Below are 25774 nucleotides of genomic sequence, written 5' to 3'. Positions count from 1 at the left end.
GCTCGGATATGATCCCTCCCATCGGCAGAGCCATTAGAAGCTACGACACGTACGGGCGAAATGACAGCTTTGGGTCATGGGCGTGAATTCAGCCGGGGGCGAACGAGCTTCCGCTTAGGGTCGAGTCGAGCCGTTTCGCGAAGGGCAGCTTTTGAGAAGAGCCATGAATGGCAGCAAATGGCGCTACCTGCTCGTTCCTGTCGACGAGACAAATGGCAACATTCCACCCGCATGGAACGTAGGAGGCGTCACGGCTATGGAGGCCAACCGAGTGCTCCGATCGGCTTGGTTGCGCCAGCTTCTCACCTTGGCGAATAGCATCTCGAACGTCGTGTTTGGACCGCACGGCGGACGTTCGCAAATGCGATCGCTGCTGCTCTCGTGATCGAGCAACGAGAATTGGTCTCGGAAGGGCGGCGCCGTGATGGTGTCATTGGGGATTGGCGGGGATCGCACCTTCGACCGAACTCTCAGGCCTGAGCCCAAGACGAACGGGCGTGCGTCGGCGATCATTCTTGGGGATGGTTTTCCTCAATGAGTTGCCAAACCGCCATAAACAGCGCGGCGACCACAGGTCCCAAGACGAAGCCGCTGATGCCAAGGACACTGAGCCCGCCCAAGGTGGAGAAGAGCACCAAGTAGTCGGGCATCTTCGTCTGGCGACCCACTACCATTGGCCGCAAGACCATTGTCTGACATGCTGATCACGAAAGTCCCGAATGCCGAGAGGATCAGTCCCTTGATCCAGGCCCCGCCGACGATGAGGATCACTGCCGCCGGCACCCAGATCAGGGCTGTGCCTACAGCAGGCAGGACTGAGACCATTGCCATCACAGCGCCCCAGAACACTGCCCCGTTTATGCCGAGAACGGCGAAGATCAAACCGCCGAGCGCACCCTGAACCAGCCCGACGATGAACGTTCCCTTCAGCGTGGCAATCGACACGTCGGCGAACTTTTTGAAGAGGAGCTGCTTCTGATTAGTCGGGAGTGGCTCCGCTCTGAACACTTGCCGGTACATGTCCTCTCCGTCCCGAAGAATGAAAAACAGGAGATAGAGCATCAGGAAAAAGTTGATCAGAAAGGCGGCTGCGTTCTGGCCTGCGCTGAGGAACAACGAAAGCACGAATTCGCTACTGCGTAGTATCGCCGATTGGAGCTTTTCAGTGATTGCGCCGAGATCGATCCCGATCCCGCTCATCAATTGCCCAAGCTCAGGCTGGAACAGGTTTTCCAGTCTGAGAAGCTCCGCGCCAGGATCGACGGCGCCACTCTGGATGCGGGTGTAGAGCGACACGCCCTCGCGGATGACCATGGAGCCCAGGAGAAGCGCCGGGATCTGGACGAAGACGAAGATCGCCAGCACTGTCAACGCGGCCGCAAGGCTGGGCCGCCCGGATAGCCGCGAGTCGATCCATTTCATCAGCGGGTGGAACAGAATGCCGATCACGATGGCCCAGAATATCGGCTGCCAGACGACACCCAGGACGTTCGCAAGCGCGACGGTTGCACCTATGGCCAATAGGATCAGGAGGGCGTTGGGACTCAGGGACAACGCCTTGGCTCCTCCTTAAAATGGTGCAAAGGGCCAAGCCCATGCAGTGCGGCTTTCAACCACCGAGCGCGATCGTAACAATGGCGCTTCCGAGGACGGCCATTGCGAGGCCGGTCAGCCAGGGGGCGATGTTCCTCGCACGGATGAAGTCCGATCATAGTTATATAGCGCCATCCTTCGCGCGAGCGGTAGGAACCGTTGTCGGGGCCAATTGCCCAATTTTCCACCATCGCGGAATAGCCGTTCAGAGAAATGTGGCTGAAGATCGTTGAGGCGTACGCGAATGGCAAGGTCGCGCCGATACCGTTGAAAAAGTCCGTGACCAAGCGCAGGATTGTTCGTCGTCTCCGCGTGGCTTGATTCGCGGCGGGGGAAAGCCGCCCAGATAGTCAACGTCAGGTCACGACGCGTTGAAGGCACTGGCAGAGGCCAGCACAAGCGAGCATTAGACACGCTGCGGGCGACGAGCATACCTCGCTACGCCGGCGCATCGACCGATCGCAACTGAACGGAGGTGAACAATGAGCACGACACGTCCAGCCGGGCCAATAGCCGGCAGAATGATGCTTCATGCGCTGGCGCGGAACTGGTGGCTGATCCTGCTGCGCGGCATCTGTGGGATTGTGTTCGGCGTGCTGACCTTCATCTGGCCGGGTATCTCGCTTGTGACGCTCGTCCTGCTCTACGGCGCCTTTGCGCTCGTCGACGGCGTGCTGGCGCTCATTGCAGCCATCAAGGGCGGGGCGCCGGCGCCGCGATGGTGGCTGGCGCTGGTCGGCGTGCTCGGCATCCTTGCGGGTCTGGTCGCGATGGCTTTGCCGGGCATGACCGCGATCGTGCTTGTCTTGTTTATAGCCGGCTGGATGATCGCCACCGGCGTCATGCAGATCATCGGCGCGATCCGGCTCAGGAAGGAGATCGACAACGAGTGGTGGCTGGTCGCGGCGGGAGCGCTATCCGTGCTGGTCGGCGCAATCATCGCGATAGCTCCGGGCGCCGGGGCGCTCGGTCTGCTCTGGGTCATCGGCGCCTATGCCATCGTCTTCGGCGTGATGCTGGTCGGGCTGGCGTTCCGGCTGCGCAGGCACAGCCATGAGGGCCACGCCCATGGGGCGGCCGCATAATGCCGGACCCGCTTCCCTCCCGGAACGAAGGCGTGGCGAAGTCGGCCGTCCGCGACTTTGTCGCGAGGGTGACGAAGGACGGCGGCCCGGACTGCGTGCCGCCGGCCGAACGCATCGCGCCAACCTTGACCGCTAGCAGATCGTCAAAGGTTGGCTCGACAAGAATGGCAATCTGCACGAGAAAATCTACGATGTCGCATGGTCGGGCGACCGCAAGCCAGGCGGCGACGGCAAATTTCGTTCGGTAGGCAGCACCGTCGATGTGGAGAATGCGACCTGGACGAATACGATCAGCGCGCCCGAGCTCATCAAGGTGTGGAAAGACCCGGAGTTCGACCCGAGCTTGCCCGCCCTCTACTGCGACCGAGTCATCGAGATTCCGACGCCGCGCCGGACTGCCTACGATGCCAAGCGATATGGGGTCGACTCTCTGCCGGGGACAGCAATGACGATCACCGAGCGAGCCTACACATCGCCGATCTGGTACACGCCGCTGACCTTGCGCGGTGTCTCAATTCACCCCTTTCCAGACCTTCTTCCAACAAAACAGGAAGGCCTGCCTTGGGTCAGATCGCGTCATGCAACGCTCGCAACTGAATGACCGTAGAGAGCGAAAAGTTGCCCTTGGCTCATCTGCGCGAGCAGGTCGCGCCAGACATTGCTGGCGCCTGCTTCGGCGGAGTGACCAGATCCACCTGCTGGCACAGGGCTTTGCAGTCACCTTTCCGCTAATCTCTCGCCTTCAGGTCGAGAATTTCCACATCGAGTTCTTCGCGCTTCCGGGCCAGTTCGAAGATCCGCTGTGCGGGCGCCGGCCCGAAACGGGAATCGCGCGTGAAACCAATGATGACCGCGATTTTCAGCTTGGACATGTTGCTACCTCATGCTCCCGATCACGGAAGTCTACGAAAGGAACGTAGGGAGAAGCAGAAGTCGGCAAGATCGTTTTGTAGACAGTGATGGGCTCAAAGGCCGTATGATAGGAGCTTGGCGATTGCCCCTCGGAAGCCTATCTGTCGTTTGAATGACGCCGCGAGGAATGATGCCGGCTCAACGATCCGAACTCGCTGAAGCATCGCTGTCGACTGGTTCGGTGGGGTTGGAATATCCGCCTGATCTCCAGTTGGTCCGGCGCCGACCCATTTCGCTAGTCACGACAGATGATGGCACGGCGCTCGACTGGCTGATGTCGGGGACGGCAGCATCCGCCGGACCGGCAGAGCTGCTGGACGGCGTCATCGTCCGACTGGTCGCGGCAGGCCAGCCGATCGAGCGGGCAACGCTCAACATGTCGACGCTGCATCCGCAGCTTGTGGGCATCACGGCGCACTGGCGCGGAGATCTCGGTGTCTGTGATGAGGTGGAAGTCAACGCGCATGTCCGCGAAACAACCGACTACCTGACCAGCCCCCTCAGGCCGATCATCGAGGAGGGCCGGTCAATTCGGGTGAACCCCCAGGATTCAGTGGCGCAGTCGACATACCCGATCATGCAGACCCTCGCGGCGGCCGGATACACGGACTATTGGGGCTTCGCGCTGAAGCGGGACGACCGCCAGTTTACGCTGATGACGCTTGCCACACGGCAAGCAGGGGGCTTTTCCCGCGCCACCATCGAAGCCGTCGAGGCGTTGCGCCCGGCTCTGGCGCTCAATGTCGAGATCGTCTCGCGTGGCAAGATCGCGGAGCACGTGCTCGATGCGTATCTCGGCCGACGCATTGGCAAGCGGGTCCTCGCCGGTGACATAAGGCGCGGATTTGGCGAGACCATCGAGGCGGTCATCTGGGTATCCGACATGCGCAACTTCACCAGCCTCTCGGATCGCATCGATAGCGCCGAGATGATCCGGCTGCTGAACGCCTTTTTCGAAGGTCTCGTGGATGCGGTGCATGAACAAGGCGGTGAGGTCCTGAAATTTGTCGGTGATGGCATGCTGGCGGCCTTTCCCATTTTCGGCATGCAGTCGGCGCCGGCCGCCGCCGCTGCGGCACTCGCCGCCGCTCGGAACGGTTTGGTTGCGGTGGACAGCCTGAACGAGGCTCAGTCCGGCGAGCCGTCGCGCGACCTTTCCTGGCGGCCGCTCAGCATGGGAATTGCGCTGCATCGCGGTCCCGTATTCTTCGGCAATATCGGATCCAGGGATCGGCTCGACTTCACCGCCATTGGGCGCACTGTCAATCTGGCGGCGCGGATCGAACCGCTATCGAAAACGACCGGGCGGCGCTTGCTCCTGTCCGACAGGGTTGCTGAATTGATCGAAGAGCCCGTCGAGGAACTGGGCGACTTCCCCATCCGCGGCATCCCTGACCCTGTGAGCCTGTTCACCGTACCGGAACACGGACTCTGACGCCGCTGGTTGAAGCGACGCATTGGAGCTCCAAAACCTCGCGTCAGCCGGGTTCGGCGGTCGCAAGGCGCAACATGGTCGCCAAACGCCGCGAAGCTGCAAACACAATCGGCAAAGGTGGAGCCGCAGCGGGTCCGACGGTCTTCCTGTCTTGGAAAGTCCAAGCGCACCTACCATCAGCAGCTGTGGCCTCCAGTACGAGCGGCGTCCCCCTCATTAGGCTGGGCTCCTGTCAATGCCGCTTTCCGGTTCGCGAAGACCCGTTAGTGCCCGGCGGCCACCGCTTTTGTGCTGGGCCAACCTCGCCGGACCGCGTCTATTGCGATCACCACCACAGCATCGCTACTGCCGTCGATCCTCGTCGACCCCGTTCGGGGTTCCACCTCGCCCAACGACGCGCCGCGTAAACTAGGTGGCGGGCGGCGGCCCCCGAACCGGTCTCAAGGACTTGACGCGATGCGCTCCACGTCAGGTCGCACACCGCCGATCAGTGCAGTGGGAGACCGCAGACCATGCACTTCTGTTGAAGCGAGCGGTGGGTATTTGTGATCATTACCTCCCCAGCTGTCGACTGGGCCTGCCGCTGAAACCAGCCGCCTGCATATCGGGTAGGCCCCACATTCGACCCCACCCCCGCCCGAGCGCGTGCCGGCGACCGGCCGTCCCGGCAGCGGCTATCTCGCAAGCCGACGTGCAGCGTCAAAACTCCACCACCTGGCCGCCGCCAACGCCGAAATGGATGGGAAGTTGCCATTCGGCTCAACAGCCAGAACGAGCACGTTGCGCCACTACCGGTCATTCGCAGCGCGCCTCGTTAGCTGACCTTCAGCCACCGGCAGGAGTCGACCCCCTTTTGCGGACACTGGTTGTCATCCGGATAGGAGAACACAGGATAAAGGTTCATGATGCTAGCATCCCGATTATTAGCCCGCCCAAGGCCCGGCTGCTCTTGAACGTATAAGCTTCGACACGATGGCCGGGATGGCAGCCTCGAACATCGTCGGCTTGGCGATTATTCTGACCGCGGCGTCCACGCTGCACCCGGGCGGCATCACCGAGATAGAGACCTCGGCACAGGCGGCGGAAGCGCTGCGCCCTCTTGCCGGCCCCTTGCTTCGACGCTCTTCGCCCTGGGCATCGTCGGCACGGGCCTCCTTGCAGTGCCTGTTCTGGCCGGCTCGGCACAGCTTACGCGATCGGCGAAGCGCTACGCTGGCCCACCGGGCTGACGCGAAAGCCCCTGAAAGCAAAAGCCTTCAACGGAACAATCATGCTCGCGACCGTGATCGGGGCGGTGCTCAACTTCACGCCGATAAATCCGATAAAGGCGCTTGTCTGGACGGCGGTGATCAACGGCATCATCGCCGTTCCGGTCATGGGGATCATGATGTATTTCGCCACACGCCGGGATGTGCTCGGGCAGTTCGTCGTCACCGGGGTGCTCAAATCGCTTGGATGGCTGACCACCGTCGTGATGGCTGTGGCTGTTGTAACGATGGGGGTGGCCGCCTTCGCCTGACGTGCCGGGCGTAGGAGGGGCCCGATTCCCTGGCAAATCAAATTCGGTCAATCTTCGCGGCCTGCCTGCATGTCCTTCACAGTATTTGGCGATCGGGCGAGCCGTTTCGTTGGTCAGCGTTAGCCCTTCCGGCATGATGCCCGATCCAACCGCTCGACTACGCCGTCAGGCGTGAGGGAGGCCTGCGGGGCAAAGATGCAGCCGATTGCGCAGCGAGCCGATGGGAAGGCGTCTACCGGCTGTGGAATTCAAATGCCGATTACGCGGGTCGATCCCACGCTGCGGAAACCGGGTTGGACATCACCGCGTCCATCTTGCCCACCTGGACCGGGGCCTGAGCTTGGCGGCATGGCGGAGTTGCTCCCAATTGATCGCATCTTCGACTATCCGGCCATCTTGGCATTCCGTCGAACGCGTTCATCGACGCACCCATTTTCCTTCGTTCACGCGTGAGATGTGCGATCGATTTCATTTCGGAGCCGGCCATGCTTATTTTCCTTGGCTACTGGAACTTTCAGTGAGAGCGCATGTTGGTTTCCCAGCTATGGGAGAGAAACCATGAACAAGGATGAAGTGAAGCGCTCTGCGAAAAGCGGCGAAGTGAAGGCAAAGCCTGGCAAACCGGCTGGTGACAAGAAAATGAGTGCCGGCGGAACTGCCGGCAAGCTTGACGAAAGCACCAAGAAGGGCCTTGGGAAGACCGAGGACAAGATCAAGGATCGTCTCAAGGGTTGATCAGACGTCAGGGCCGCAACCGTATCGCGGCCCTGCTGCCTAGACCCTTACATGGGATCGTTGACGGTCGCCGACCGCAGCACCTACACAGCCTGTTCTCACCCGCATCAGTGACTTCAGGCTCGTCGGTCATTTGCAGCTTGCCAAGTTCACGGAACTCGCGACCTTGTTCGGCGGCGATGCCGGTTTCCCGCACCAAGCCTTGGATATGCATTAAGGTCGGACTTAGAGCGCTAAACAACTCTGCCGGTTGGGACGTCAACGGCCGATTCTGCACAATAACGGTTGCGGCGATCGCGCCGCCATGTTTCTGATGGACTACAGCATGGAGCAAAAAGTTGCCTACGATCCGGTCGTCACCCGGATGGTTCGCTCGCTCAAGCCAGAAGATTGCTGACGGCTGGTCCGCACAATCCTTGGAACTTCGAGGGCACGGGCCCGTTTTTGCTCCATACCGACGGGAAGGAGCAAATCATGACAAACCAGGACCCCGACATTCGTGAGACCCACGATCTTATCGCCAGCGACATGGTCGTCGGCACCAACGTCTATGACATCCAGGGAAATCACATCGGGCAAGTCGAAAGGCTGATCCTCGAGAAGAGGGGCGGCAGGGTATCCTATGCCGTTCTCAGCTTTGGTGGTTTTCTTGGAATTGGCGACGACTACTATCCGCTGCCGTGGCAGAAGCTCGACTATGACGAGAGCCTTGCAGGCTTCCGCATTGACATCACGAAGGAGCAAGTTGAAGGCGCTCCGCGCTATGCTCGCGACCAGGATTTCGACTGGAATGCCGAGAGTGGCCGCCGCGTTTACGACTACTACGGCGTCCGACCGTATTGGGTGTAGCGAAGCCTCTATTGCGCGTTCGTGCCGGCAAGGCGAGTTGGACCGACGGGCCCTTCGCAGAGACCAAGGAGTATCTGGGTGGCTTCCTGCTCATCGAGCGAAGAACCTTGCGGAGGCGACGGAGATCGCGGAGCGGGACTCGCTCGCTCGGATGGGGGCGATCGAGGTGCGCGAGACCGCCGGTTTTTTAGCTTCGAAATGCAGCCGCAAACGTCCGCTTCCGTGACGCCAATAGGCGGCCGGAACGGCCGACTCGGGTCATGCGCGCTGGTTGGGCCCGAATGTCCGGTTTCTGAAAGTAAAATCGGTCCCGGAAGGTCCGGTCAGGGTCAGGTTTTACCGTTCGAGCTGGCCACCGGAATGGGCAACTAGCGCCAGAAACGGATCTATAGGCTGGTCAAACTCAAGGTCGTGTTCGACCACTTCCGGACCTTCATGTACCATGTGTGGAGGGCCGGCAATTAGGTCGAAGCAGCATACCGCTCAGCCTTGGATGCCGTGACGACGAGAACGGGCATATCGAGCGCTACAGCGCCGCCCGCCCGTTGCCTTCATGCAATTTATGTGAACGGAACGTCGCCACAGGCATTCACCGGGGCGGTTCCGTGCTGAACGCGAAGAACCTGCGCGCAGGCGATGCCGCTGTGCCGTGCCAATCGGCAGCTTTGCCCATTCCAAGATTGCGGGTCCCTGATATATTACTCTGACCATCTGGTTCGAAGGATCCGTTTTGCGCATATGCAGCCGGCAACTCGAGCGAGAGCGTAAGCAAGCCTTCCTTCCCGCCGACGCGCCGAACCTCGGAGGTGTTATGCTAGTACTGGTTTTCGGCCTCGTGATCTTCTTCGGAATCCATTCTGTTCGGATCGCCGCCGGCAGCTTTCGTGATGAGCAAATCGCCACAAACGAGCGGCGCTGGAAGGGACTTTATTCGCTCGTATCGATCATCGGCTTCGTGCTGATCGTCTGGGGCTGGAGTCTTTATCGGCCCAATGCGCCTGAGATCTACGAGCCGCCCTCTTGGGGCCGCCATGTCGCGTCGGTGTTGGTGCTCGCCGCATTCGTCTTTCTGGCAGCCGCTTACTTGCCCACGGGTTCAATCAAGCATCGGCTGAAGCACCCGATGCTGGTGGGCATCATCCTTTGGGCCATCGGCCACCTCCTGGCCAATGGCGACCTTGCCTCGCTCCTAGTCTTCGGAGCGTTTCTGGTTTACGCGATTGTCGATCTCATTGCTGTCATCCCACGCGGCGATCCGGCACCCGCGGTCGTGCGACCGCGTAGCGACCTGATTGCTGTGGGCATCGGCTTGGTGGCTTTCGCATTGTTCGGGCTCTGGCTGCACGGCTGGCTGTTCGGAGTCTCGCCCTTCGCTTGAACGTCCGCAGCGACGGCGCGCCTTCGAGGATGTCCTGGCGAATCCCACCAGTTGCCGCGGATCGAGCGCCTCGCAGACGCCACAGTGAACCAATGCTTGGCATAAGGTCGGCACATCAGAATTTTGATCCATAGACGGCTCCAGCCGGCAACGTTGCAGTAATTCGGCTCGGATCGCGCCTTGCTATGGCCAGTGGACGCGACCCTAGTTTGGAGAATCCTGATAAAGCGCCACAGGCTTTGGCGTTGTTCCCGCGCCTCGCGCCGTAGGCTGGCCCGTCATGCAGGAAGCAAGCCCAACCTGCACCGGCAATCGCCGCGCCGGTCATCGACACCTTCAGAAATTTCCGGCGAGACAGCGTTTGGCTTGGCGCACCGTGTGCCGACCCGCCGTTTGCCTCACCACGATCGTCTTTCATGATCTTTCCTCCCTTAGCAACCCAAAGAAGCGCCGGTGCCGTCAAGTGCCGGGTCAGATCGATTTGAGGTACTCGATCAGATCACGCTTTTCCTGATCGGTCAGATCAAGGCCCAGATGGCCGTCATAGTGTTCGACAACATCGTTGAGCGTGGCGAACCGGCCGTCGTGGTAAAATCCGCCCTTGTGGATCTTTTCCACGTCCCACAAGGCCCGCAAGGACGCCGTCCTGTAGCGCTCGTCCGGAGATCGCATCGCCTGGAAATCGTCAATACCGATCTCATCGGCGGTATGCAGGTTCCAGCCGGGTTCGGTGAAGAGCGGCGGGACGTGGCAAGTGCCGCATTTGGCCTTGTCGTTGAAGAGAGCCTCTCCCTTCTCCGCGGCGGCGCTGTTGAAGGCGCCCTCCGGCGGTTTCGGGGTTGGCAGCGAGAGCTGATAGAAGTGAAGCGCCGGCAGCTTGGCGGTGATCCGATCTTCCTTGTCCTGCTTGTGGCCCTGCTTCGTTCGTGCTGCGACCGGATACTTCTCGGCGTCATCAAGGCGTGGATCGTAAAACACACCCTTGCCGTGCATCTCGAGATTGCCGACATAAGCGTTCCAGTAGCTAACCGTGCCCCAAGCTCCGGTCCAGGTGTGGTTGTTTACACCGGCCAATCCGAACGCCGCCGGATTGAGCGTGGCGGCCGTCTTGCCGTCCGGCCGGAATGCTTTGCCGTCGAGGTTCAGTTCGGCATCGAACTTCCCGGGACCCCACGCCTCAACCGCCTTCTTCACCTCCGCTTCGGATATCTGCAGCATCTCGGTGAACGCCGTGAGATCAGGTGCGAGGGCAACGATCGCCCCTATGTTGAGGTCGCGGTTGGGCCAGCCATCGAGCCTGTGCCCGATGCCAGGGGCGTAGGTATCGTCGACCGTCGAATGGCACACGGCGCACTGGATGCCGACCGAGGTCAGCGTCTTTCCATCCTCGGCAGAAAAGCCGGTCACACCGACAACGGCGTTGGCCCTGAGTAGGACGAGCGTGCTGGCCGGGTCCGCGAGATCGACCTCGCCTTTGTTGAGCGCCTCGGCCACGTCCTTGGGAATGGCATTCACATCGACCTTGAGCCCGAGTTCGAGGGCTTTCTGCGGGCTCAGGCCGGGCCCTGTGCCGCCCAGCTTCTCGCCGGCAATCGCTTCATGCAGCTTAAGCTTGCCGCCCCAAAAATCCTCGCTGCCGAACGTGTCGAAGCGGAATGTCTCGCGGCCTTCTTCCAGATATCGCTTGGCCTGCTCGGCGGCCGCGTCGTCAAAATCCTTCCCGCTTATCGGTCCTTTTGCGCTCATTTGAGCGACGGCGGGGATCAGCGTTGATGAGAGGAAAACAGCGAAAAATACACCGTGGAGACGCTTTTGCATGTCACGTTCCTCCCGAAGAAGATTGCCACTCGGCGGACATCTCGGGTTCGCGGGTTCTGGTTCCGCGAAACGGAATGCAGCCGAACGATAATAAACGCTGCACGGGACCAAAAAATTCCGTCACCCCCTGCCGCCTCGTGAGCGATGCCGACGACATGGTGCGGGGACTATCGGACCGCCTATCTGCCCGTGCGCGAAATCGATGAAGAGAGCGAAACAGACGGGAGCGCGTAGGGCTTCAGTCTACCGCTCTCGGTAATTAGCGGGTTCGCCAAGCTCGATACTATTCACCGCGGCGAACCCCATCCGCCCGGCCGGCGCCAATACAGGCTATCTATCCCAACTCCCCTAAGCGGCGCCGGCCTTCCCCTTGGTGTTGCCCAATCAGCAATCGTCGGTGGTTTTCTTCATTTGGCCGGGGGCGGCGGTCTTGGCGTCCGTGTCCTGCTGACCAGGGGCGGCCTCCTGCGCGCTGCCGGTCTGCTGGCCAGGTGCGCAATCCTTGGCCGGGTTCGTGCCGCTGGTGGTGGTTGTGTCAGTTCCCTGATCAGTGCTGGGCGTGGTCGTTGTCGTTGTCGTTGTCGTAGAAGTTCCGCCCGAAGTTCCGCTCGTCGTCTGGGCAAAGGAAAGCCCGGCGGAAAGCGCCAACGCGGCCGCTGCCAGAAGTATCCGTTTCATATTTCTTTCTCCTCTGTTAAGCGCACGAACGCGCTCACAAACCAACCTGCGGACAAAAGGAATGTTCCAGTGATGGTGCTCATCCCCGGAATCTTTCCGTGTGCCAAAGGATCTTGCCGTCGACCTTAATCGGCTTGTGGATCATCAATCGCTTGGGAAGGTACTTGGGATGCACTTCGAGCAGGGTAATCGTGATCTGCGGCTTGCAACGAAAAGCATCGGGAGGCAGTAGCATGAACCGCGAACCGCAGCAGCTTGAGGTTATCGTAGAGTCCCGAAACCTCGGCGGCGCCGCGGTCAACGATCCGTTAATATCGGAACTAATCCCAATGAAGCGAGCCGACGGCTTCCAGACAGCTGCTTGGCGGTGAGCTAGTGATGACTGTGGGTCTCCCGATCGAGGGCGCGACGGGCTTCGGCCAAATTCTCGATCAGAACTTCTAGCAGGGTTTCGCTTTCCGGGAGGATATGTCCGCACCGGCGCTCATGCTCTACAGCTCTGTCTTGGAATGACACCGCCCTCTCATAGTGAGTGACGAGGTTGGAATAGAGCTGGTGCATCGTGCTTCTCCCTGGTCAGGCGAAAGCACGTTGCTCGCTCTCAAGCGCTCAATTGCCGGAAGGTTTGGGCGACCGGGAAACCTTACTCTCCCGAAGGGCAAAGCGCCACCGTAAGCCCGCGGTGCCGCGAGGTGCCAACCGCCGGTTGCTAGACGCGACGCAGCCGGCGCGCGTAGGATTTCCGCGCACTGGGCACACCACCCCCGCCCACCCCTCGTGCCTGGTGAACGACTAGGACTCTCGCCCGCCGTGCCGAATGGTGCGGCGGGCTTTTTTGTTCTCTTAAAGGAACACGATCTCGCTACAGCGGTTCGGTGGGGCAACGCTGCACCGCGTCAGATCGGTGCCAACAATCAGGGAAAGGCAAACCTTCGCCCATAAAACACGACAGACAGGAGCGCACGTCAGACGCTGCTCGGGCGTTGATAAAGGTTGAGCGCCTGGCACGAGATGCAAAGACGGCTCGGCTGCGGGAGCAACGACTAAAGGCCGAAACCACACTTCCTGCTGAATCGGCAGCGAAACCGAAGAGGAACCGAAAGGACAAGAAGGCCTAGCTGCACCCCGCGGATTTCCTTATGGAACGCAACCTTGGGCCCGCGGGTTAGATATCCGCAGCATTGCTACGAGACCAATGCTGCGATCGGGGGTCCTCCGATCGGCCCGCGTCCTCTCCCTCAGGACGCGGGCTTTCTTGGCGGAACACCGGGCGCGGGTGCGCGTTTCGCCGGCATGAAGCAACTTCTCAGCGAAATGGCCGCTTTGGCAGATCCAGCTTTTGGGTGGCGTTGGCGGTTGTTCTGATTCCCTACGCCATCGGCGTCGCACTGCTTGTCTGGGTGGCTGGTTGAGGGTTGGTTGTGTTGTTCCTTCCCGGCGCCGTTGGACCGGCTCTTGGTCAAATTTTACATTAGAAACTTGGAACATAAGTGAGGCAGAGAACATTGTTGGCGCCATGGACAAGAACGATGGCGACAATCTTCCTGAGGGGTTTCGGGGCAACCTGCCCGAGGATCCAGTGATCCTAGCCGATATCAAGAAAAGAATTTCAAGAGAGATCGAGGGTAAAATTGGGCCGGACGGTTTGGCGGTCACGGAGGCCGGGCGGGATCGCAATCTGGTTGAGGAATGGGAAGAAGCTGACGCCGCCCTCGACAGCCAACCGTCCGTGGTTCCGTTTTTCCTGGTTCTGTATGTGCTCTCAATGTTGGGCTTGGTAGGGTACGCCATCGCTCGTTGGTACTTTCTATGGCGTGCTTGAGTTTCCTTCTCTCATTTAACTCACAGGCGGCAGCGCCCTGGGGGAGCTGATTTCCTTCACGGTCAACCTCGCCATGGAACAAGCCACGCTGCCTCACGGTGGCGGGCTACCTACCTTGCAGGTCGCTAGTCAGAACTCTAACGCGGCCCATCTCGTCCAACTGCCCTGCATCGTATTTTTTAGATGCCATTTCACGGACGGCATCCAAGCCGAAGTCTTCGATCGCTTCGGTCGATGTCACGACGAGGACACGCTCTGTTCCATCAAAGGCTTCAAGCAACAACTCGAACCGCTCAGTGATTCCCTCTTCGCCAGTAAAAACCAGACCCATATGCCCTCTCCCTGACCAAATAGGAGGGTCTACTGTTCTACCGGAAGCGGCTGGTGCTCCGGCTCGGCATGATGAAGCACCTGGCCAAGATCGCGCTTGTCGAAGTCCTGTCCACAAACGGGGCAATGCTCGAAATGCTCCGCCTCGGGCTTGATTGGCTGGTCGTGGTCCTTGCCTCGATATCCTGTGCCTTCGTTGTTGGTCCGATATCTCATTTCCGCTCCCGCAATACCCTCGCGGCTTCTATCAGGGCTTCACGATCGTTGCCGTTGGCTTCGATGAGTTCGCGGACCTGCTCGATCGTCACGTCATTCTCGCGAGCGAAATATTCCAATTCGTAATCTTGGTGGGCGGACACGCGATTGCGATCGCGAAAGTCTCGCTTGCTCTTATCGTCGGCCATGTCATTCTCCTGATGAGCTTCGGATCGGTGGCAACGTCGAAAACGGGATTTTGTTGCTGCAGCCCTGGGAATCACGTTCCGTTCACTCTGGCTAATGTAAGCCTGCCGCCTAGAATCGAACGGGTGCGTAAAATTGTAAGTACCGGCGTCGGCCGGCTTGAATTCATTCCGCCGATGATGCCTACCTTGGTCGCCAAGCCGCCCCAAGGCGATGACTGGATGCATGAAGCCAAATTCGACGGCTACCGCTCCCAGATCATCATCGACGCCCGGCGGTGCGCGTATCTTCACCCGCCGCGGTCTCGACTGGACCTCCAAATACCGCGATCTGGTCGAGGCAGCCAAAGGTCTCAACGTACAGAACGCCATCATCGACGGCGAAGTCGTCGTCTTGAATGAGGCTGGCCTTTCGGATTTTGCCGCGCTGCGCAAGGCAATCACCAGGCGCCAGCACGACCTCTATTTCGTCGCGTTCGATCTGCTGCATCTCAACGGCCACGACTTGCGCGACATGGCACTGGAGGATCGGCGGGAAATCCTGGCCGGCCTTATAGGGTCTGATAGCCGCATCCAGTTCAGTGAGACGATGCCGGGCGAGGCCAATGCGATCTATCATCTGATCGACGCGGCCGGCCTGGAAGGCATGGTATCGAAGCGTCGGGACAGCAAATATCGCAGCGGCCCGACCACCAATTGGCTGAAAACAAAGTCCCTCACCGAAAGTGAGTTCGAGCTTCTTGGCGTCGAACGCGAGAGGGGCAAGCCGGCGTTTGCTCTAATGGCTGAGCCAGGCACCCGGAAATATGTTGGCAGTGCGTTCGTGAGCGTCAACCGCGAGATGCGGGAGCGGCTTTGGAACCGAGTGCAGGAACATGCCGGGCCACCGCCCAAGGACATGCCAAAGCGACCGGCAACGCAATGGGTCAAGCCGGGCATCAAGGCCCGCGTCAAGCACCTACGCGGCGAGGAAGACTTGCGCCACGCCTCGCTGCAGGATTTTTGGGATGAAAGCTAGCGGTTGAAAGCCGTCGGGCGAGCTTGCCGGCGCTAACCTCAGGATTATATTCCTCCCGTTGCGGCGAGCCCTTCAACGGAGAATCGCCATGCCTCAAAAGACCTCGCCGACACTCTGGCCGCCCGCGAAAGCATCTATGTCAATTGCGGACACCCGATGTGCTGCAGATCAACGAAGCTCGACATCCAGGCGCTGATTGACAGGCTTGGCCGCGCCCACGGCTCGATGCATGACGACCTGGCCGGGCTCTTTGTCTGCTCAAATTGCAAGGCTGCCGGCCGTGACCGCCGGCAGGTGTTCTTCACATGCATTCCTGACTACGAAGGCCAGCAGCGGGCACGCAATTGCGATTGGAAGCCAACTTTCGAACGAAGGGGCTGAGGGTGGCCGGCACCTTAGTCAAGTGATGGCTAATATAATGGACCGCTTCATCCAATCGATGGACGAAGCCCATCAAGGGCCGGTGCTATTTTGATGCATGTCGCGAGCTTACTTATCCCCGAGCCACCTTGCTTTCGCTATCCTCGCGATCAGCGTCAGCTATGCCGAAGCCGCGGACCGTAAGGTCGAAACCGTGACGCTCGGTACGTGCGCCAATTCGAAGAATCTGCCGGTTTGCACCGCGTCAAGCTCACTCTTCGACGTCCTCGGTGATAAGTGTTTTCTCGTCAAAGGTTCGATGATCTACGGCGACATCGCCGAACTATCCCAGATAGTCACTTTTAGTCGGTAGCCGGCGAAGGTCATGGTTATGCTGCCAGATGGTCCGCGGCACGCCGTCAGTGCGCACGGGGCGGGCAGTTTGCTCCAGTGTCCGGAATTCCGATTTGGAGGCCGCCATTGCACAGCTGCCCTGCGACATGCGAGTTTGTCAACCAAATGGCTCATCATGGAGTCTCGTCATGTCCATTCGCCGGATTGCGTTGACCTCGGCAGCGGTCACGCTTGCCTTCACAATCCTCGCCCAGGCCAGGCCGGACACCCGCGCCATGACCTGCCAACAGACGCAGGCGCTAATCCAGAGCCATGGCTCGGCGGTGCTGACCACCGGCCCGAACACCTATGCCCTCTACGTCCGCCGGTACAGCAATGCGTGCGACTATTCGGAAATCCCAGCGGTAGGGTTTGTGCCGACGCGCGATGGCCAGTGCTTGGTTCATCGATGCAGAGAGCCGCTCTACACTCCTCCCGGCTGACGGTGACGAGCATAGCTATTCTGCCGCGCTCTTCGGTAGGAAGCGTAGGAAGCCTTGCCTATGCGAGGTCTGACCTGCACGATTTAGGTGACTTAGTGATTTAGGCGACTTGGGGGAACGTGGGTGGCTAAGATTTGGATGGTGATATTTCTATGCGCCATCGGCGGATGCCAATCCGACGGCAAGTCCAAAACAGTTGCGTGGCTACAGCAGCAGGGCATGGACGAAGGCTCCGCTACATTACTCGCGAGTAACAAGCCGGCGCTTCGCCAATACCTCATGAATAGATCAATGGCTCCTCAGGACGACGCCTATTGCCGATCGCTTGGCGCGCGAGTCGGAACGGATGCCTATGTGCAATGTCGCACGAGCATATCCGCCAATCGGCCGGTAAACGAGCCGCCGCCGCGTCCCAAGCCGGTCACGTGCACGTCGAATGTAGTGCTAGGTGCGGTAAGAACTACATGCCTGTGAGTCCGCGCTTCGATGGAGAGCAGTTGAATGTCCCGACACTACCTTTTTCCCAATGAAGGGGAGCCTCTGCGCATGTCGCTCCGGCTAGTCGAAGGCCTAATATTCGGCAAGGATACTCTGCCCCAATATGCCGGCACCAGGCAGCGGGTTCTATCTGCAACTTTAGAATTCGACGAGGCTAAAAAGCCAACACGCATTCTGAGAACCGAACCTTCAGTTTGGGTGTTCGACCAAGATGGTGGCATCCGGCAAGGCTTGCATGAAGCGTTAGCTCTCGCGATGGATATCTTACCAACTCCCGCGCGGGACGGTACGGTTGTTGAACTGCGGCCCCGCACAAAAAAGCAGAAATTGGAGAAAGAGTTTCGCTGGGAGCCGGGCAAGGCTGAGATCGATCGCGTAATTTCCGACATCTGGCCGAAACGCAAGGCGGATCGACTGAAAGCCGCAGAGGGTGTCGCGAAACGAAAGCCACCTCTGACCTACGATGCGAGCCGAGCATTAGATGAAGCCTCGGAGGGATTCTGGAAGATCGAACACGCCATAGAGCGCCTGAAGGAACCGAGCTTAAAAGGCTATGCGTTCGGGGCCAGGCAACGCTCGGAAGCGAATCCCGAGGAGGGATCCCTATTCCGCGCCATCGCAGAAATGGCCGAACGCCGCTTGGAAATCCTGCGGCGCCGACGTGTCGGAAAGGGCGCCTGGTACGCCTTGGTGGACGTGACCAGATGGGATGATGGCGTCGGCACAAGCATCTCCAATCATCATGAGCGGTGCGAAGGAAAGGCTGCTGCTATAGCTGCTGCGCGACGACTTCTGGCTGCGCACGCGGATAAATTCGCGGAAGACATCACGGTCGAAGCGGAGGTGCTGACCGATTTGGAGTGGCAAGATCGGCGCCGTGATTTCGACCTCGATTAGGGGGTGACACCAAGCTTTTTTAGCCGCGCCCCTGTCCCGTCTCCATTTGTAATCTCGACGTGCTTCGCGGCAAAGGCCGCGACCATTTTAGCTTTCGAACCCTCTCTCACCGTCTCACCCTTCTCGAATAGGTGAACGGTCGAGAACGCGATTCCTGCGTGTTCTGCCAGATCGCGAACTGACCATTTCAGGATTCCGCGTGCCGCCCGGCATGCTTCCGGCGTTAGCTGTGCCATTCCAAATTCTCACTACAACCGTATTGACTTCGCAGTCGGTCCATTCTAAATACACATGTAGTGAGTTTTGCGCAAGGGATAGGCGCCATGTTCAACCGCTCGGAAATCCTGAAAGCAGCCTGGGCGAAGTGGAATGCCCACTTTGCGGCCCGTCCGCCTCTGGCGCGCAAGCTCAACCGGGCCGACTTCGGTTTCTATCTCGCGGCAGCTTGGCGGGAGGCGAAGGCGGCGCAGATGACCGCGCCAGAGCGCCGCGCTGATCGTATTGCGGTTGAGATTGACCGCCTCAAGTATCAGTCGTTCCACGTCAACATTGAACCCCGCCGCCGTCAACTCGAAACGGAACTAGCAGCCCTCGCCGGATAGCCCGGCACAATGTTCAACATAGGGAGAATGACAATGCCGAACACCAATGTTCGGGCAGCCGCCGAAGGTTTGCCCGCGATCAATCGCCGCCGCATGCTACTCGGGCTCGCGGCTGCTTCAACCGCTGCCGCCGCCATCACTGCGGCGTCTGCCGCTGGCTGCGCATCTGTCGAAAACCCGGAACTGGTCCGACTCGGCAATCGACTGCCGGAAGCCGCGGCCGAATATCGCGCGGCGCTCGAAGAAATCGAATGGATCGCCGCGGAATGGAAACACCGCTGGCCGCTTGCCCCCGACGAAATCACGTTAGCTCGTGGGAGCTATACGGACGCGGAGCGCGACATCGTGGGACGGCTTCTGAAGCGTCCGGGGGAAGAGCAAGCCCGCTGTGTCCGCGATGTCGAAAACCTCACGGCCATACTGGGTTGGGACCGCCCGCTGCGAAAGAACGCGAGTGAGGGTATGCGAGCCAGGCGGGCGGACTGGCTCGTTCGCCGCAAGCACGAACTGAAACTCGGCAAGGCGTATCACGCCGAAACCGCCCGCCTCCGAAAGGCTTCCGGAATTGAACTGGCGAAGGCGAGGGCGGCGGCTGCGAAGAAGTCACTTTCAGATCTGGTGACCGCTATCATGGAGCAGCCGGGAACGACCATGGAGGGGATGCTGATCAAGGCGCAGGCGGTCGCCACCTTCAACAAGGCGATTGCGCGCAAATATCCCTTCGAAGCCGAACTTTGGGCAGCGCAGCTGGCGGCGTCGGTTCTCCAGTTGGCTTCCGCAGGGGACGCATCAGCATGAGCGCCGGCGTCAAGACAAAGGCGCTGGCTGCATTCGTGCAGCAGTGCCTTGATCCGCTGCCCGATGCCGTCCTCATCGACATGCACCACAATCAGCTCATGCGTCAGGCGCGCTGCCTACCTTGGCGCAAGGCTGATGCTGTCACCAGCCTGGCAAGAGCGGAAACGGCTTACTGGCAAGAGAAAAGCATTCACGCGATGTACGTCCTAGAGGACGAGGATCGATCTAGCGCGTATTGTGACAAACGGATGATCAGCGTCGACAGGAGCCGGCAGGCTGTGGCCGATCAAATCCGAGTTCCAGCGCCCGATCTCCTGGCCGTCCAATGGAAACGAGAAGCCGCAAAGGACCGATACCTGCCGATCAGTGCGGATGAAGTCGCCAAGCTCATCGCGGCGGACGAGGCGTTTCTTGCAGCGCATCCGATTACGAAGCAACCCCGTAGAAAACGCGGGTTGGGCGACCATCACTGAACCCCGGCAAAAACTGCCTAAGCCCGCCGCTGCCTCACGGTGGCGGGCTTTTCATTTAGCGGGATAGCGGCCAAATCTTAGGCTTTTGAACCTTTAGAGTGTTTCCCGTAGGGCCGTTGCAAAAATTCGCCACCTGCACCGCTATCAGAACGGCCCGTTGCTATAGCGTGGTAATCGCGGCCATTACCCCCTATTCGGGATGTAATTTCGCGCATGCTCCCGAGGGGGAGTTAGTTCAAAAAGCTTTATAAGAGCCAATGGCTTAGGCCAATTTAGTTAACAGGTTTCCGGTTAATAGGTCGCTTGGCCGCAGCGCATCGAGGACCACTTCGTAGACACTCCCTGTCTTCCTCGATCTCGACTTCGCCGATACCTACAGCTGCTTACTGCCGGTCCGGGCGATAGACGAGGAAAGCGAAACGGACGGCAGCGCGTAGACTGGGACGCGACCTCTATGCAGAAGACCCGCCGCTACATTTGCGAAGCGACGGGCCTCCGCCCCATTCCCCCATACCTGACCATGCAACTGCCGTGCCAGACTTATTGACCCATCGCGGGACACCTTATGGCTTCTGCGCAGGCCTGGATGTTGCAACAAGGATATGCCAGTCGGACCAGGCTCGGCTGTGGGAATTCCCACACCGGGGAAAACATTGGAAAAATCCGCTCCCAGTTTTGCTTTCCATGGGCAACCCATCACTCCCGTTTCCCTGCCGTGCACGCCGCAGCCTGAATTTCATTCGAGCAGTCGGCCAGACTTTGCCTCGCCCCAAATGTCGAAGCTGGCCAGCGTCGTCTGACCGCCTCATGGAAACTGTCAGGGTGTCTAAAATAGATGGTGAGTAGGTGGCTGCTGGACAGAAATCCGCAGTCGCGAGCCGCCCCGCAAGGTCTGGTCGACCAGGGGCTCGCTGTCCGTCGCTTTGGCCAAGGTTTTGGTGATGTCACATCGCGCGCGAAAGGATCTGGACTTTCCGCAAGTCTGCCCGAAAGTCAGGGCCTGGAGCAAAAATATTATTTCGGGGCTGAAAATGCGTCTGGGGGTGCCCCTGCGGTGCCCCGGATGATTTTCGCGGATGCGGGCAAAACCGGCCATCAACTAAGCAATGGATTTTGCGAAGAGAAAACTGGTGCCGCTTAGGTGACTCGAACACCTGACCCCATCATTACGAATGATGTGCTCTACCAACTGAGCTAAAGCGGCCCGGGAAGCCAAGGCCTCCAAGATGCGCTGGGTGATAGACGCAACCCGCCACAAATTCAAGATGGGACTTGGCAATTCGTGTCGGCTCATCCCGGGCCTATAAGCGACCGCCGCACCGGTTGGCCATGCGGTTGCGCGAAGCCTCAACGCCAGGTTGTGCGACGTCGCGTTGGCGCTGCATCGGGAAACCGGCGAAAAATGTTGATTCCTTTACCGAAAACCGCCGAAATCGGCTTTGGATGCATCGCCAAGGCAGAATGCGGCCGCTGGCCCGTTGATTGATCGGTCGCCTGCGGCTAACGATCATGACAACATGACCGTACGTGCAGAGGGGTCCCCGTTGGACGCGATCGAAAAAGCGATCCGGAATGCCTTCGAGAAAGGCAATGCCGAAGACCGCGCGTTTCGCGAGCGGGTCTACCGATCGGCCTTCGCCGCGCTTGATCGCGCCCTGCAGGCCAACCCGAACGTGACGGTGGAAGTCGCCATCAAGCGCCGCAAGGCGGTGCAGGCCAAGATAACCGAAATCGAATCCGAATTCCTGCCGGCGGTTCCCGCTGTCGGCCGGCCGACCGATGACGACGCTGCAGCACCGGCTGTGGAGCAGCCGGCTGGCAGCGAAGCCGATGCCGATGCCGAACCCGAGGCCGATGCCGAACCGGATGCCGGCGCCGACGCTGAACCGGCGCCGCCGCCTGAGGTCATTGTTGACGGTCCGGCGGAGTCTCCTGCATCGGTCGCGCCTCCTGTTTCGGACGCGCCCCCTGCTTCCGATGCGCCACGCTCGCGCGTTTTGCCGATCGTTCCCGACATCATGCCCGAAGCGGCTTTTCCCGATGCGCCGGAGATCGACTTGTCGTCCCCCCAATCGGCAGGAGACGGCGACGCAGAGGTGATGCCCGACCGCGACGACAGGCGGGTGAGAGGTCCCCACCTGCCTCTCACCGCGATTTTCCTCGGCGTGACGCTGCTCGCAGCCGCCGGCATCGGCCTCTATTTCGCTGCCCAGACCGGCGTCTTCAAGTCGGCGGCCGAACTCGACACCGCCCCGCCGCAAACGCCACCGACGGTGGAAGACGATGATTTCACGCCGCCAGGCGACACCGCCCCGCCGCTGAACTCCGGCGAGGCGAATGAGGCGCGCGACTGGATCAATGTGTTTTCACCGAGCGACCCGACGCTTGTCAGCGCGCCTTCGGACGCCAAGGCCGAAGTCATGCAGGACGACAGCGGTTCTTTCCTGCGCATCCGGTCGGGCGCCTCCGGTTCGGCGATCAGCTTCGACGTCGAGCAAGGGGTCTTGGACAAACTCGCCGGCAAGCACGCCACGTTCGACATCGTCGCCCGCTCCGAGGAGGGCCAGGAGACGCAGATCTCCGTCGACTGCAATTTCGGCGAACTCGGCGACTGCGGCCGCAAGCGCTACGCGGTCGGCCACGAGCGCAACGAATACCTCTTCGATGTGCGGTTTCCCGACAAGCGTCCGGGCGCTGCCGGCACCATCGCCATCAATTCCGACTTCGACAAGCAGGGCAAGTCGGTCGACATCTACGAGATCCGCGTCGCGATTGTTCCTTGAGCCTCAACGCATCGGCCCGAAAATCGGAATCGATTTTCGGAAAGCACGATGCGGACATTATAACTGTTAGAGCGTACTTTGTGCGTCCAATTGGACGCACGTCGCTCTAACTATCGAGCAGCGCCTGCAGCGTCTCGATGCGGTCGGCTTCGGCCGCCGGCTTGTCCCAGCGCAGCCGTGAAATGCGCGGAAAGCGCATGGCGACACCGGATTTGTGCCGTGTCGAGCGGTTAAGCCCTTCGAACGCCACCTCCAGCACTAGGCCTTGTCTTCGGTCGGCCCGCACCGAGCGGACCGGGCCGAAGCGCTCGATCGTGTTGTCGCGGACATATTTGTCGATCTGCCTCAGTTCCTCGTCGGTGAAGCCGAAATAGGCTTTCCCCACCGGCACCAGTTCCTCCGATCCTTCCGGGCCGGACCAGACGCCGAACGTGTAATCGGAATAGAAACTCGAACGCTTGCCATGGCCGCGCTGGGCATACATCAGCACGGCGTCGATTGTGTGCGGATCGCGCTTCCATTTGAACCATGGGCCTTTCGGCCGGCCAGTGAGATAGGGCGAATCCCAGCGCTTCAGCATCACGCCTTCGATCACCGGATGCAGCGGCTTGCGGCGCAATTCCTCCAGCGCCTGCCAGTCGTTGAATTCGACCAGCGGCGAGAGATCGAAGCGGCTCGGATCGAGCGTCTGCACGAAGCCTTCGAGGTGGCCGCGCCGCTCGCGGAAAGCGCGGGTGCGCAAGTCCTCGTCACCGATCTGAAGCACGTCGTAGCAGCGCATGAAGGCCGGGTATTGCCGCTGGATCTTCGGTGTCACGCTCTTGCGGTTCAGCCGTTGCTGCAGGTCCGAGAACGTGCCGGTCGCCTGCCGGGGATCGCCGACCAGAAGCTCGCCGTCGAGGGTGGCGGAGAAATCCATCGCCTCTGCGAGGTCAGGAAAAGCCCCGGAAACATCGTCGCCAGTGCGCGAATAGAGCCGGCGAATGCCGCCTTCCGATACCGCCTGGACGCGGATACCGTCCCACTTCCACTCGGCGGCATAGTCGGCCGGGTCGAGCTTTTCGAGGTCGCCGTCACCGATCGGGTTGGACAGCATCACCGGCCGGAACAGCGCCAGCGCTGTCTTTTTGGGTTTTTCCGCGTTGCCTTCCAACCACGCGAACAGCTCGGCATAGGGCGGTGTCAGCCCATGCCAGAGTTCTTCGATCTCGGCGACGTCGACCTTGCCGAGATCGGCCAGCGCCTGCTTGGCCAGCCGCGCCGAAACGCCGATGCGCAGGCCGCCGGTGACCAGCTTGATGATGGCGAAGCGCGCCGAGATGCTGGCGCTGTCGAGCAGCCGGGCCAGCACCTTCGGCCCATCGGAACGGCTCGCCGCCTGCAATTTCGCGACGACCTCGGCGAGCGTCGGCTCATGGTTGGCGATATCCGCCGGCGATTGCGGCCAGACCAGCGACACCGTCTCCGCCAGGTCGCCGACATAGTCGTAGGAATAGCCGAACAGCACCGGGTCCATGCGCTCCATGACCAGCGCGCGCAGCATCGCCGGCTTGACCGCCGCGATGGTCAGGTCGCCGGTGATGGCAGCCAGCGCCAGACCGCGATCCGGATCCTCGACCCTGCGGAAATAATCGCTCAACAGCTTCAGCTTGCCGTTGCGCGACGGCGTCAGCACGAGGCGGTCGAGGAGTTCGGCGAAGCGGTTCATAATGCGGGCCGCGCCAATGGGCCAGCCTTGCGTTCTGTCGCGCCGCCGTGAAGCGCTATATCGGCCGTGACCACCATCAATCGCCCTCATCCTCATAGCCGACGAGATGCAGCGGCCTGGCAGCGATGCCTTCGAGTTCGCACCAGCGCACCAGGGCCTCCTCGCGGCCATGCGTCACCCAGATTTCCTCCGCGCCGGTTTCCCTTATCGTGGCGGTCAGTTCGTCCCAGTCGGCATGGTCGGAAACGATCAGCGGCAGCTCGACGCCGCCCTGCTTGGCGCGCTGGCGGATGCGCATCCAGCCGGAGGCAAAGCACGAGATCGGATCGGGAAAGCGCCGCGCCCAGCGGTCGGCGAACGCCGATGGCGGGCCGACGACGATGGCGCCGGTGAAATCCTCCTTGCCACTGCCTTCGACGGTCGCCGGCTCCAGCGTCCCGAGCTCGATGCCCTGGCTCTGATAGTAGTCGCTGAGCTTGGCCAGCGCGCCGTGGATATAGATCGGCCTGTCGTAGCCGGCGTCGCGCAGCAAGCGCATGACGCGCTGCGCCTTGCCGAGCGCATAGGCGCCGACCAGATGCGCGCGTTCGGGAAACTGCGCCGTCGATTTCAGCAGGCGGGCGATCTCTTCGGTATCGGGCGGATGACGGAACACCGGCAGGCCGAAAGTCGCCTCGGTGATGAACACGTCGCACTTGACCGGTTCGAACGGCTCGCAAGTCGCGTCCCTCTGGCGCTTGTAGTCGCCCGAAGCGACGATGCATGAGCCCTGATGCACGACCTCGATCTGCGCCGAGCCCAGCACATGGCCGGCCGGATGGAAGGTTACGGTGACGCCGTTCAGCGCAATCGCCTCGCCAAGTGCTGCCGCTTGCGTCGTCCCGGCAAAACCCTCGCCGTAGCGCAGCCGCATGATGTCCAGCGTCTGTTGTGTAGCCAGCACCGAGCGGTGGCCGGAACGGGCATGGTCGGAATGGCCGTGTGTGATCAGCGCCCGGCTGACCGGCCGCACCGGATCGATGAAGAAATCGCCGGGCGGGCAATAAAGGCCCTCGGGCCGAGGGTGAAGCAGGTCGCTGGCGCGCATGGCTCCAAGATAGTTGCTAATTCCGGCGCGGGAAGCCTGTTGCAAGTGACTGCTGACTCGGCATACAGGCAACTGCCGGCGGGATCTCCATCACGAAATCGCATCAGGCCTTGTCCGGCGACCCTTTTCGTTCACCTGCGCCACACGTGGCGGCGGCTG

The 25774-nt window shown here is 60.5% G+C and carries 23 protein-coding genes, 1 tRNA gene and 5 pseudogenes; 18 read left to right on the top strand and 11 right to left on the bottom strand.

Going from position 1 to position 25774, the window contains the following annotated elements:
* The first annotated feature begins 163 nt into the window (after positions 1 to 163).
* Positions 164 to 385: a hypothetical protein gene (locus AC0L2K_RS28335; RefSeq protein ID WP_128244413.1), complete on the top strand. Its 222-nt coding sequence runs from the start codon at positions 164 to 166 to the stop codon at positions 383 to 385.
* A 124-nt stretch (positions 386 to 509) separates the two neighbouring features.
* Here the strand turns inward: AC0L2K_RS28335 and AC0L2K_RS28330 are convergent, their stop codons facing one another.
* The gene (locus AC0L2K_RS28330) at positions 510 to 650 is read right to left on the bottom strand and encodes a hypothetical protein (protein WP_353819785.1); all 141 of its coding nucleotides are present in this window, start codon (positions 648 to 650) and stop codon (positions 510 to 512) included.
* Positions 651 to 708: 58 nt separating this feature from the next.
* Positions 709 to 1521 (bottom strand): annotated as a pseudogene (locus AC0L2K_RS28325) (AI-2E family transporter); the annotation flags it as partial.
* Between the two features lie 554 nt (positions 1522 to 2075).
* On the opposite strand from AC0L2K_RS28325, the gene AC0L2K_RS28320 reads away from it, so the two are divergent.
* Together AC0L2K_RS28320 and AC0L2K_RS28315 are read left to right on the top strand one after the other, a co-directional pair.
* Complete coding sequence (locus AC0L2K_RS28320) at positions 2076 to 2678, top strand: HdeD family acid-resistance protein (RefSeq protein ID WP_128244411.1); 603 nt, start codon at positions 2076 to 2078, stop codon at positions 2676 to 2678.
* A 118-nt stretch (positions 2679 to 2796) separates the two neighbouring features.
* Positions 2797 to 3171 (top strand): annotated as a pseudogene (locus AC0L2K_RS28315) (DUF3604 domain-containing protein); the annotation flags it as partial.
* Positions 3172 to 3406: 235 nt separating this feature from the next.
* On the opposite strand, the gene AC0L2K_RS28310 reads toward AC0L2K_RS28315, so the two are convergent.
* Complete coding sequence (locus AC0L2K_RS28310; RefSeq protein WP_353682394.1) at positions 3407 to 3550, bottom strand: NADPH-dependent FMN reductase family protein; 144 nt, start codon at positions 3548 to 3550, stop codon at positions 3407 to 3409.
* 416 nt (positions 3551 to 3966) lie between these two features.
* On the opposite strand from AC0L2K_RS28310, the gene AC0L2K_RS28305 reads away from it, so the two are divergent.
* The 6 genes and pseudogenes from AC0L2K_RS28305 to AC0L2K_RS28280 all read left to right on the top strand — a co-directional run bounded on the left by AC0L2K_RS28305 (position 3967) and on the right by AC0L2K_RS28280 (position 9506).
* A complete protein-coding gene (locus AC0L2K_RS28305; RefSeq protein WP_473532938.1) occupies positions 3967 to 5025 on the top strand; it encodes an adenylate/guanylate cyclase domain-containing protein in 1059 nt (352 codons plus the stop codon).
* A 927-nt stretch (positions 5026 to 5952) separates the two neighbouring features.
* Positions 5953 to 6544 (top strand): annotated as a pseudogene (locus AC0L2K_RS28300) (divalent metal cation transporter); the annotation flags it as partial.
* A gap of 558 nt (positions 6545 to 7102) precedes the next feature.
* The gene (locus AC0L2K_RS28295; RefSeq protein WP_023799002.1) at positions 7103 to 7279 is read left to right on the top strand and encodes a hypothetical protein; all 177 of its coding nucleotides are present in this window, start codon (positions 7103 to 7105) and stop codon (positions 7277 to 7279) included.
* 474 nt (positions 7280 to 7753) lie between these two features.
* A complete protein-coding gene (locus AC0L2K_RS28290) occupies positions 7754 to 8128 on the top strand; it encodes a PRC-barrel domain-containing protein (RefSeq protein ID WP_023799003.1) in 375 nt (124 codons plus the stop codon).
* A gap of 11 nt (positions 8129 to 8139) precedes the next feature.
* Positions 8140 to 8354 (top strand): annotated as a pseudogene (locus AC0L2K_RS28285) (YciI family protein); the annotation flags it as partial.
* A gap of 504 nt (positions 8355 to 8858) precedes the next feature.
* Positions 8859 to 9506, top strand: a complete 648-nt coding sequence (locus AC0L2K_RS28280; RefSeq protein ID WP_473532937.1) for an NnrU family protein — start codon at positions 8859 to 8861, stop codon at positions 9504 to 9506.
* 471 nt (positions 9507 to 9977) lie between these two features.
* Here the strand turns inward: AC0L2K_RS28280 and AC0L2K_RS28275 are convergent, their stop codons facing one another.
* Together AC0L2K_RS28275 and AC0L2K_RS28270 are read right to left on the bottom strand one after the other, a co-directional pair.
* Complete coding sequence (locus AC0L2K_RS28275; RefSeq protein WP_473532936.1) at positions 9978 to 11324, bottom strand: hypothetical protein; 1347 nt, start codon at positions 11322 to 11324, stop codon at positions 9978 to 9980.
* 384 nt (positions 11325 to 11708) lie between these two features.
* Positions 11709 to 12002, bottom strand: a complete 294-nt coding sequence (locus AC0L2K_RS28270) for a hypothetical protein (RefSeq protein WP_128244406.1) — start codon at positions 12000 to 12002, stop codon at positions 11709 to 11711.
* 1516 nt (positions 12003 to 13518) lie between these two features.
* Between AC0L2K_RS28270 and AC0L2K_RS28265 the strand changes: the two genes are divergently transcribed.
* A complete protein-coding gene (locus tag AC0L2K_RS28265; RefSeq protein ID WP_473532935.1) occupies positions 13519 to 13824 on the top strand; it encodes a hypothetical protein in 306 nt (101 codons plus the stop codon).
* A 106-nt stretch (positions 13825 to 13930) separates the two neighbouring features.
* Here AC0L2K_RS28265 and AC0L2K_RS28260 read toward each other — a convergent pair whose 3' ends face one another.
* From AC0L2K_RS28260 to AC0L2K_RS28250, 3 genes are read right to left on the bottom strand one after another with little or no spacing between them, the layout of a single operon-like run.
* Positions 13931 to 14155 carry a hypothetical protein gene (locus AC0L2K_RS28260; protein ID WP_128188045.1) on the bottom strand — a complete coding sequence of 75 codons (225 nt, stop codon included), beginning with the start codon at positions 14153 to 14155 and terminating at the stop codon, positions 13931 to 13933.
* Between the two features lie 29 nt (positions 14156 to 14184).
* On the bottom strand, positions 14185 to 14370 hold the full coding sequence (locus AC0L2K_RS28255) for a hypothetical protein (RefSeq protein ID WP_128244403.1): 186 nt from the start codon (positions 14368 to 14370) through the stop codon (positions 14185 to 14187).
* The gene (locus AC0L2K_RS28250) at positions 14367 to 14558 is read right to left on the bottom strand and encodes a DUF3606 domain-containing protein (RefSeq protein WP_473532934.1); all 192 of its coding nucleotides are present in this window, start codon (positions 14556 to 14558) and stop codon (positions 14367 to 14369) included. Before AC0L2K_RS28250 ends, AC0L2K_RS28255 begins: the two co-directional genes overlap by 4 nt.
* A gap of 174 nt (positions 14559 to 14732) precedes the next feature.
* On the opposite strand from AC0L2K_RS28250, the pseudogene AC0L2K_RS28245 reads away from it, so the two are divergent.
* From AC0L2K_RS28245 to AC0L2K_RS28215, 7 genes and pseudogenes are all read left to right on the top strand, one after another.
* Positions 14733 to 15573, top strand: a pseudogene (locus AC0L2K_RS28245) (ATP-dependent DNA ligase).
* A gap of 156 nt (positions 15574 to 15729) precedes the next feature.
* Positions 15730 to 15954, top strand: coding sequence for a hypothetical protein (locus tag AC0L2K_RS28240; protein ID WP_473532933.1), 225 nt, complete (start codon positions 15730 to 15732; stop codon positions 15952 to 15954).
* Between the two features lie 521 nt (positions 15955 to 16475).
* Positions 16476 to 16769 carry a hypothetical protein gene (locus AC0L2K_RS28235; protein WP_473532932.1) on the top strand — a complete coding sequence of 98 codons (294 nt, stop codon included), beginning with the start codon at positions 16476 to 16478 and terminating at the stop codon, positions 16767 to 16769.
* 501 nt (positions 16770 to 17270) lie between these two features.
* Positions 17271 to 18164, top strand: coding sequence for a hypothetical protein (locus AC0L2K_RS28230; protein ID WP_473532931.1), 894 nt, complete (start codon positions 17271 to 17273; stop codon positions 18162 to 18164).
* A 323-nt stretch (positions 18165 to 18487) separates the two neighbouring features.
* Positions 18488 to 18766, top strand: a complete 279-nt coding sequence (locus tag AC0L2K_RS28225; protein WP_473532930.1) for a hypothetical protein — start codon at positions 18488 to 18490, stop codon at positions 18764 to 18766.
* A 33-nt stretch (positions 18767 to 18799) separates the two neighbouring features.
* Positions 18800 to 19564: a hypothetical protein gene (locus AC0L2K_RS28220; protein WP_287068215.1), complete on the top strand. Its 765-nt coding sequence runs from the start codon at positions 18800 to 18802 to the stop codon at positions 19562 to 19564.
* Positions 19561 to 20037, top strand: coding sequence for a hypothetical protein (locus AC0L2K_RS28215; RefSeq protein WP_473532929.1), 477 nt, complete (start codon positions 19561 to 19563; stop codon positions 20035 to 20037). Before AC0L2K_RS28220 ends, AC0L2K_RS28215 begins: the two co-directional genes overlap by 4 nt.
* 1128 nt (positions 20038 to 21165) lie before the next feature.
* Here the strand turns inward: AC0L2K_RS28215 and AC0L2K_RS28210 are convergent.
* Positions 21166 to 21241 (bottom strand) — tRNA-Thr (locus AC0L2K_RS28210).
* Positions 21242 to 21581: 340 nt separating this feature from the next.
* Here AC0L2K_RS28210 and AC0L2K_RS28205 point away from each other — a divergent pair.
* Positions 21582 to 22820: a hypothetical protein gene (locus AC0L2K_RS28205; protein WP_473524831.1), complete on the top strand. Its 1239-nt coding sequence runs from the start codon at positions 21582 to 21584 to the stop codon at positions 22818 to 22820.
* Positions 22821 to 22926: 106 nt separating this feature from the next.
* Here AC0L2K_RS28205 and AC0L2K_RS28200 read toward each other — a convergent pair whose 3' ends face one another.
* Positions 22927 to 24528, bottom strand: a complete 1602-nt coding sequence (locus tag AC0L2K_RS28200; protein ID WP_128174066.1) for a cisplatin damage response ATP-dependent DNA ligase — start codon at positions 24526 to 24528, stop codon at positions 22927 to 22929.
* A 76-nt stretch (positions 24529 to 24604) separates the two neighbouring features.
* Positions 24605 to 25615, bottom strand: coding sequence for a ligase-associated DNA damage response exonuclease (locus AC0L2K_RS28195; RefSeq protein ID WP_128174065.1), 1011 nt, complete (start codon positions 25613 to 25615; stop codon positions 24605 to 24607).
* Between the last annotated feature and the right edge of the window lie 159 nt (positions 25616 to 25774).

The sequence above is a fragment of the Mesorhizobium sp. WSM4817 genome (assembly GCF_055811135.1).
Note: the sequence above shows the minus strand (reverse complement) of the source record. Positions and strands in the feature narration are given on the sequence as shown.

Bases quoted from the DNA above. Each gene is read 5' to 3' on its own strand.
- AC0L2K_RS28310 (WP_353682394.1), bottom strand. From the start codon at position 3,550: ATGTCCAAGCTGAAAATCGCGGTCATCATTGGTTTCACGCGCGATTCC.
- AC0L2K_RS28335 (WP_128244413.1), top strand. From the start codon at position 164: ATGAATGGCAGCAAATGGCGCTACCTGCTCGTTCCTGTCGACGAGACA.
- AC0L2K_RS28200 (WP_128174066.1), bottom strand. From the start codon at position 24,528: ATGAACCGCTTCGCCGAACTCCTCGACCGCCTCGTGCTGACGCCGTCG.
- AC0L2K_RS28235 (WP_473532932.1), top strand. From the start codon at position 16,476: ATGTCCATTCGCCGGATTGCGTTGACCTCGGCAGCGGTCACGCTTGCC.
- AC0L2K_RS28250 (WP_473532934.1), bottom strand. From the start codon at position 14,558: ATGGCCGACGATAAGAGCAAGCGAGACTTTCGCGATCGCAATCGCGTG.
- AC0L2K_RS28240 (WP_473532933.1), top strand. From the start codon at position 15,730: ATGTGCTGCAGATCAACGAAGCTCGACATCCAGGCGCTGATTGACAGG.
- AC0L2K_RS28230 (WP_473532931.1), top strand. From the start codon at position 17,271: ATGTCCCGACACTACCTTTTTCCCAATGAAGGGGAGCCTCTGCGCATG.
- AC0L2K_RS28295 (WP_023799002.1), top strand. From the start codon at position 7,103: ATGAACAAGGATGAAGTGAAGCGCTCTGCGAAAAGCGGCGAAGTGAAG.
- AC0L2K_RS28330 (WP_353819785.1), bottom strand. From the start codon at position 650: ATGCCCGACTACTTGGTGCTCTTCTCCACCTTGGGCGGGCTCAGTGTC.
- AC0L2K_RS28290 (WP_023799003.1), top strand. From the start codon at position 7,754: ATGACAAACCAGGACCCCGACATTCGTGAGACCCACGATCTTATCGCC.
- AC0L2K_RS28260 (WP_128188045.1), bottom strand. From the start codon at position 14,155: ATGGGTCTGGTTTTTACTGGCGAAGAGGGAATCACTGAGCGGTTCGAG.
- AC0L2K_RS28305 (WP_473532938.1), top strand. From the start codon at position 3,967: ATGTCGACGCTGCATCCGCAGCTTGTGGGCATCACGGCGCACTGGCGC.
- AC0L2K_RS28255 (WP_128244403.1), bottom strand. From the start codon at position 14,370: ATGAGATATCGGACCAACAACGAAGGCACAGGATATCGAGGCAAGGAC.
- AC0L2K_RS28220 (WP_287068215.1), top strand. From the start codon at position 18,800: ATGCCGAACACCAATGTTCGGGCAGCCGCCGAAGGTTTGCCCGCGATC.
- AC0L2K_RS28195 (WP_128174065.1), bottom strand. From the start codon at position 25,615: ATGCGCGCCAGCGACCTGCTTCACCCTCGGCCCGAGGGCCTTTATTGC.
- AC0L2K_RS28225 (WP_473532930.1), top strand. From the start codon at position 18,488: ATGTTCAACCGCTCGGAAATCCTGAAAGCAGCCTGGGCGAAGTGGAAT.
- AC0L2K_RS28265 (WP_473532935.1), top strand. From the start codon at position 13,519: ATGGACAAGAACGATGGCGACAATCTTCCTGAGGGGTTTCGGGGCAAC.
- AC0L2K_RS28215 (WP_473532929.1), top strand. From the start codon at position 19,561: ATGAGCGCCGGCGTCAAGACAAAGGCGCTGGCTGCATTCGTGCAGCAG.
- AC0L2K_RS28275 (WP_473532936.1), bottom strand. From the start codon at position 11,324: ATGCAAAAGCGTCTCCACGGTGTATTTTTCGCTGTTTTCCTCTCATCA.
- AC0L2K_RS28320 (WP_128244411.1), top strand. From the start codon at position 2,076: ATGAGCACGACACGTCCAGCCGGGCCAATAGCCGGCAGAATGATGCTT.
- AC0L2K_RS28270 (WP_128244406.1), bottom strand. From the start codon at position 12,002: ATGAAACGGATACTTCTGGCAGCGGCCGCGTTGGCGCTTTCCGCCGGG.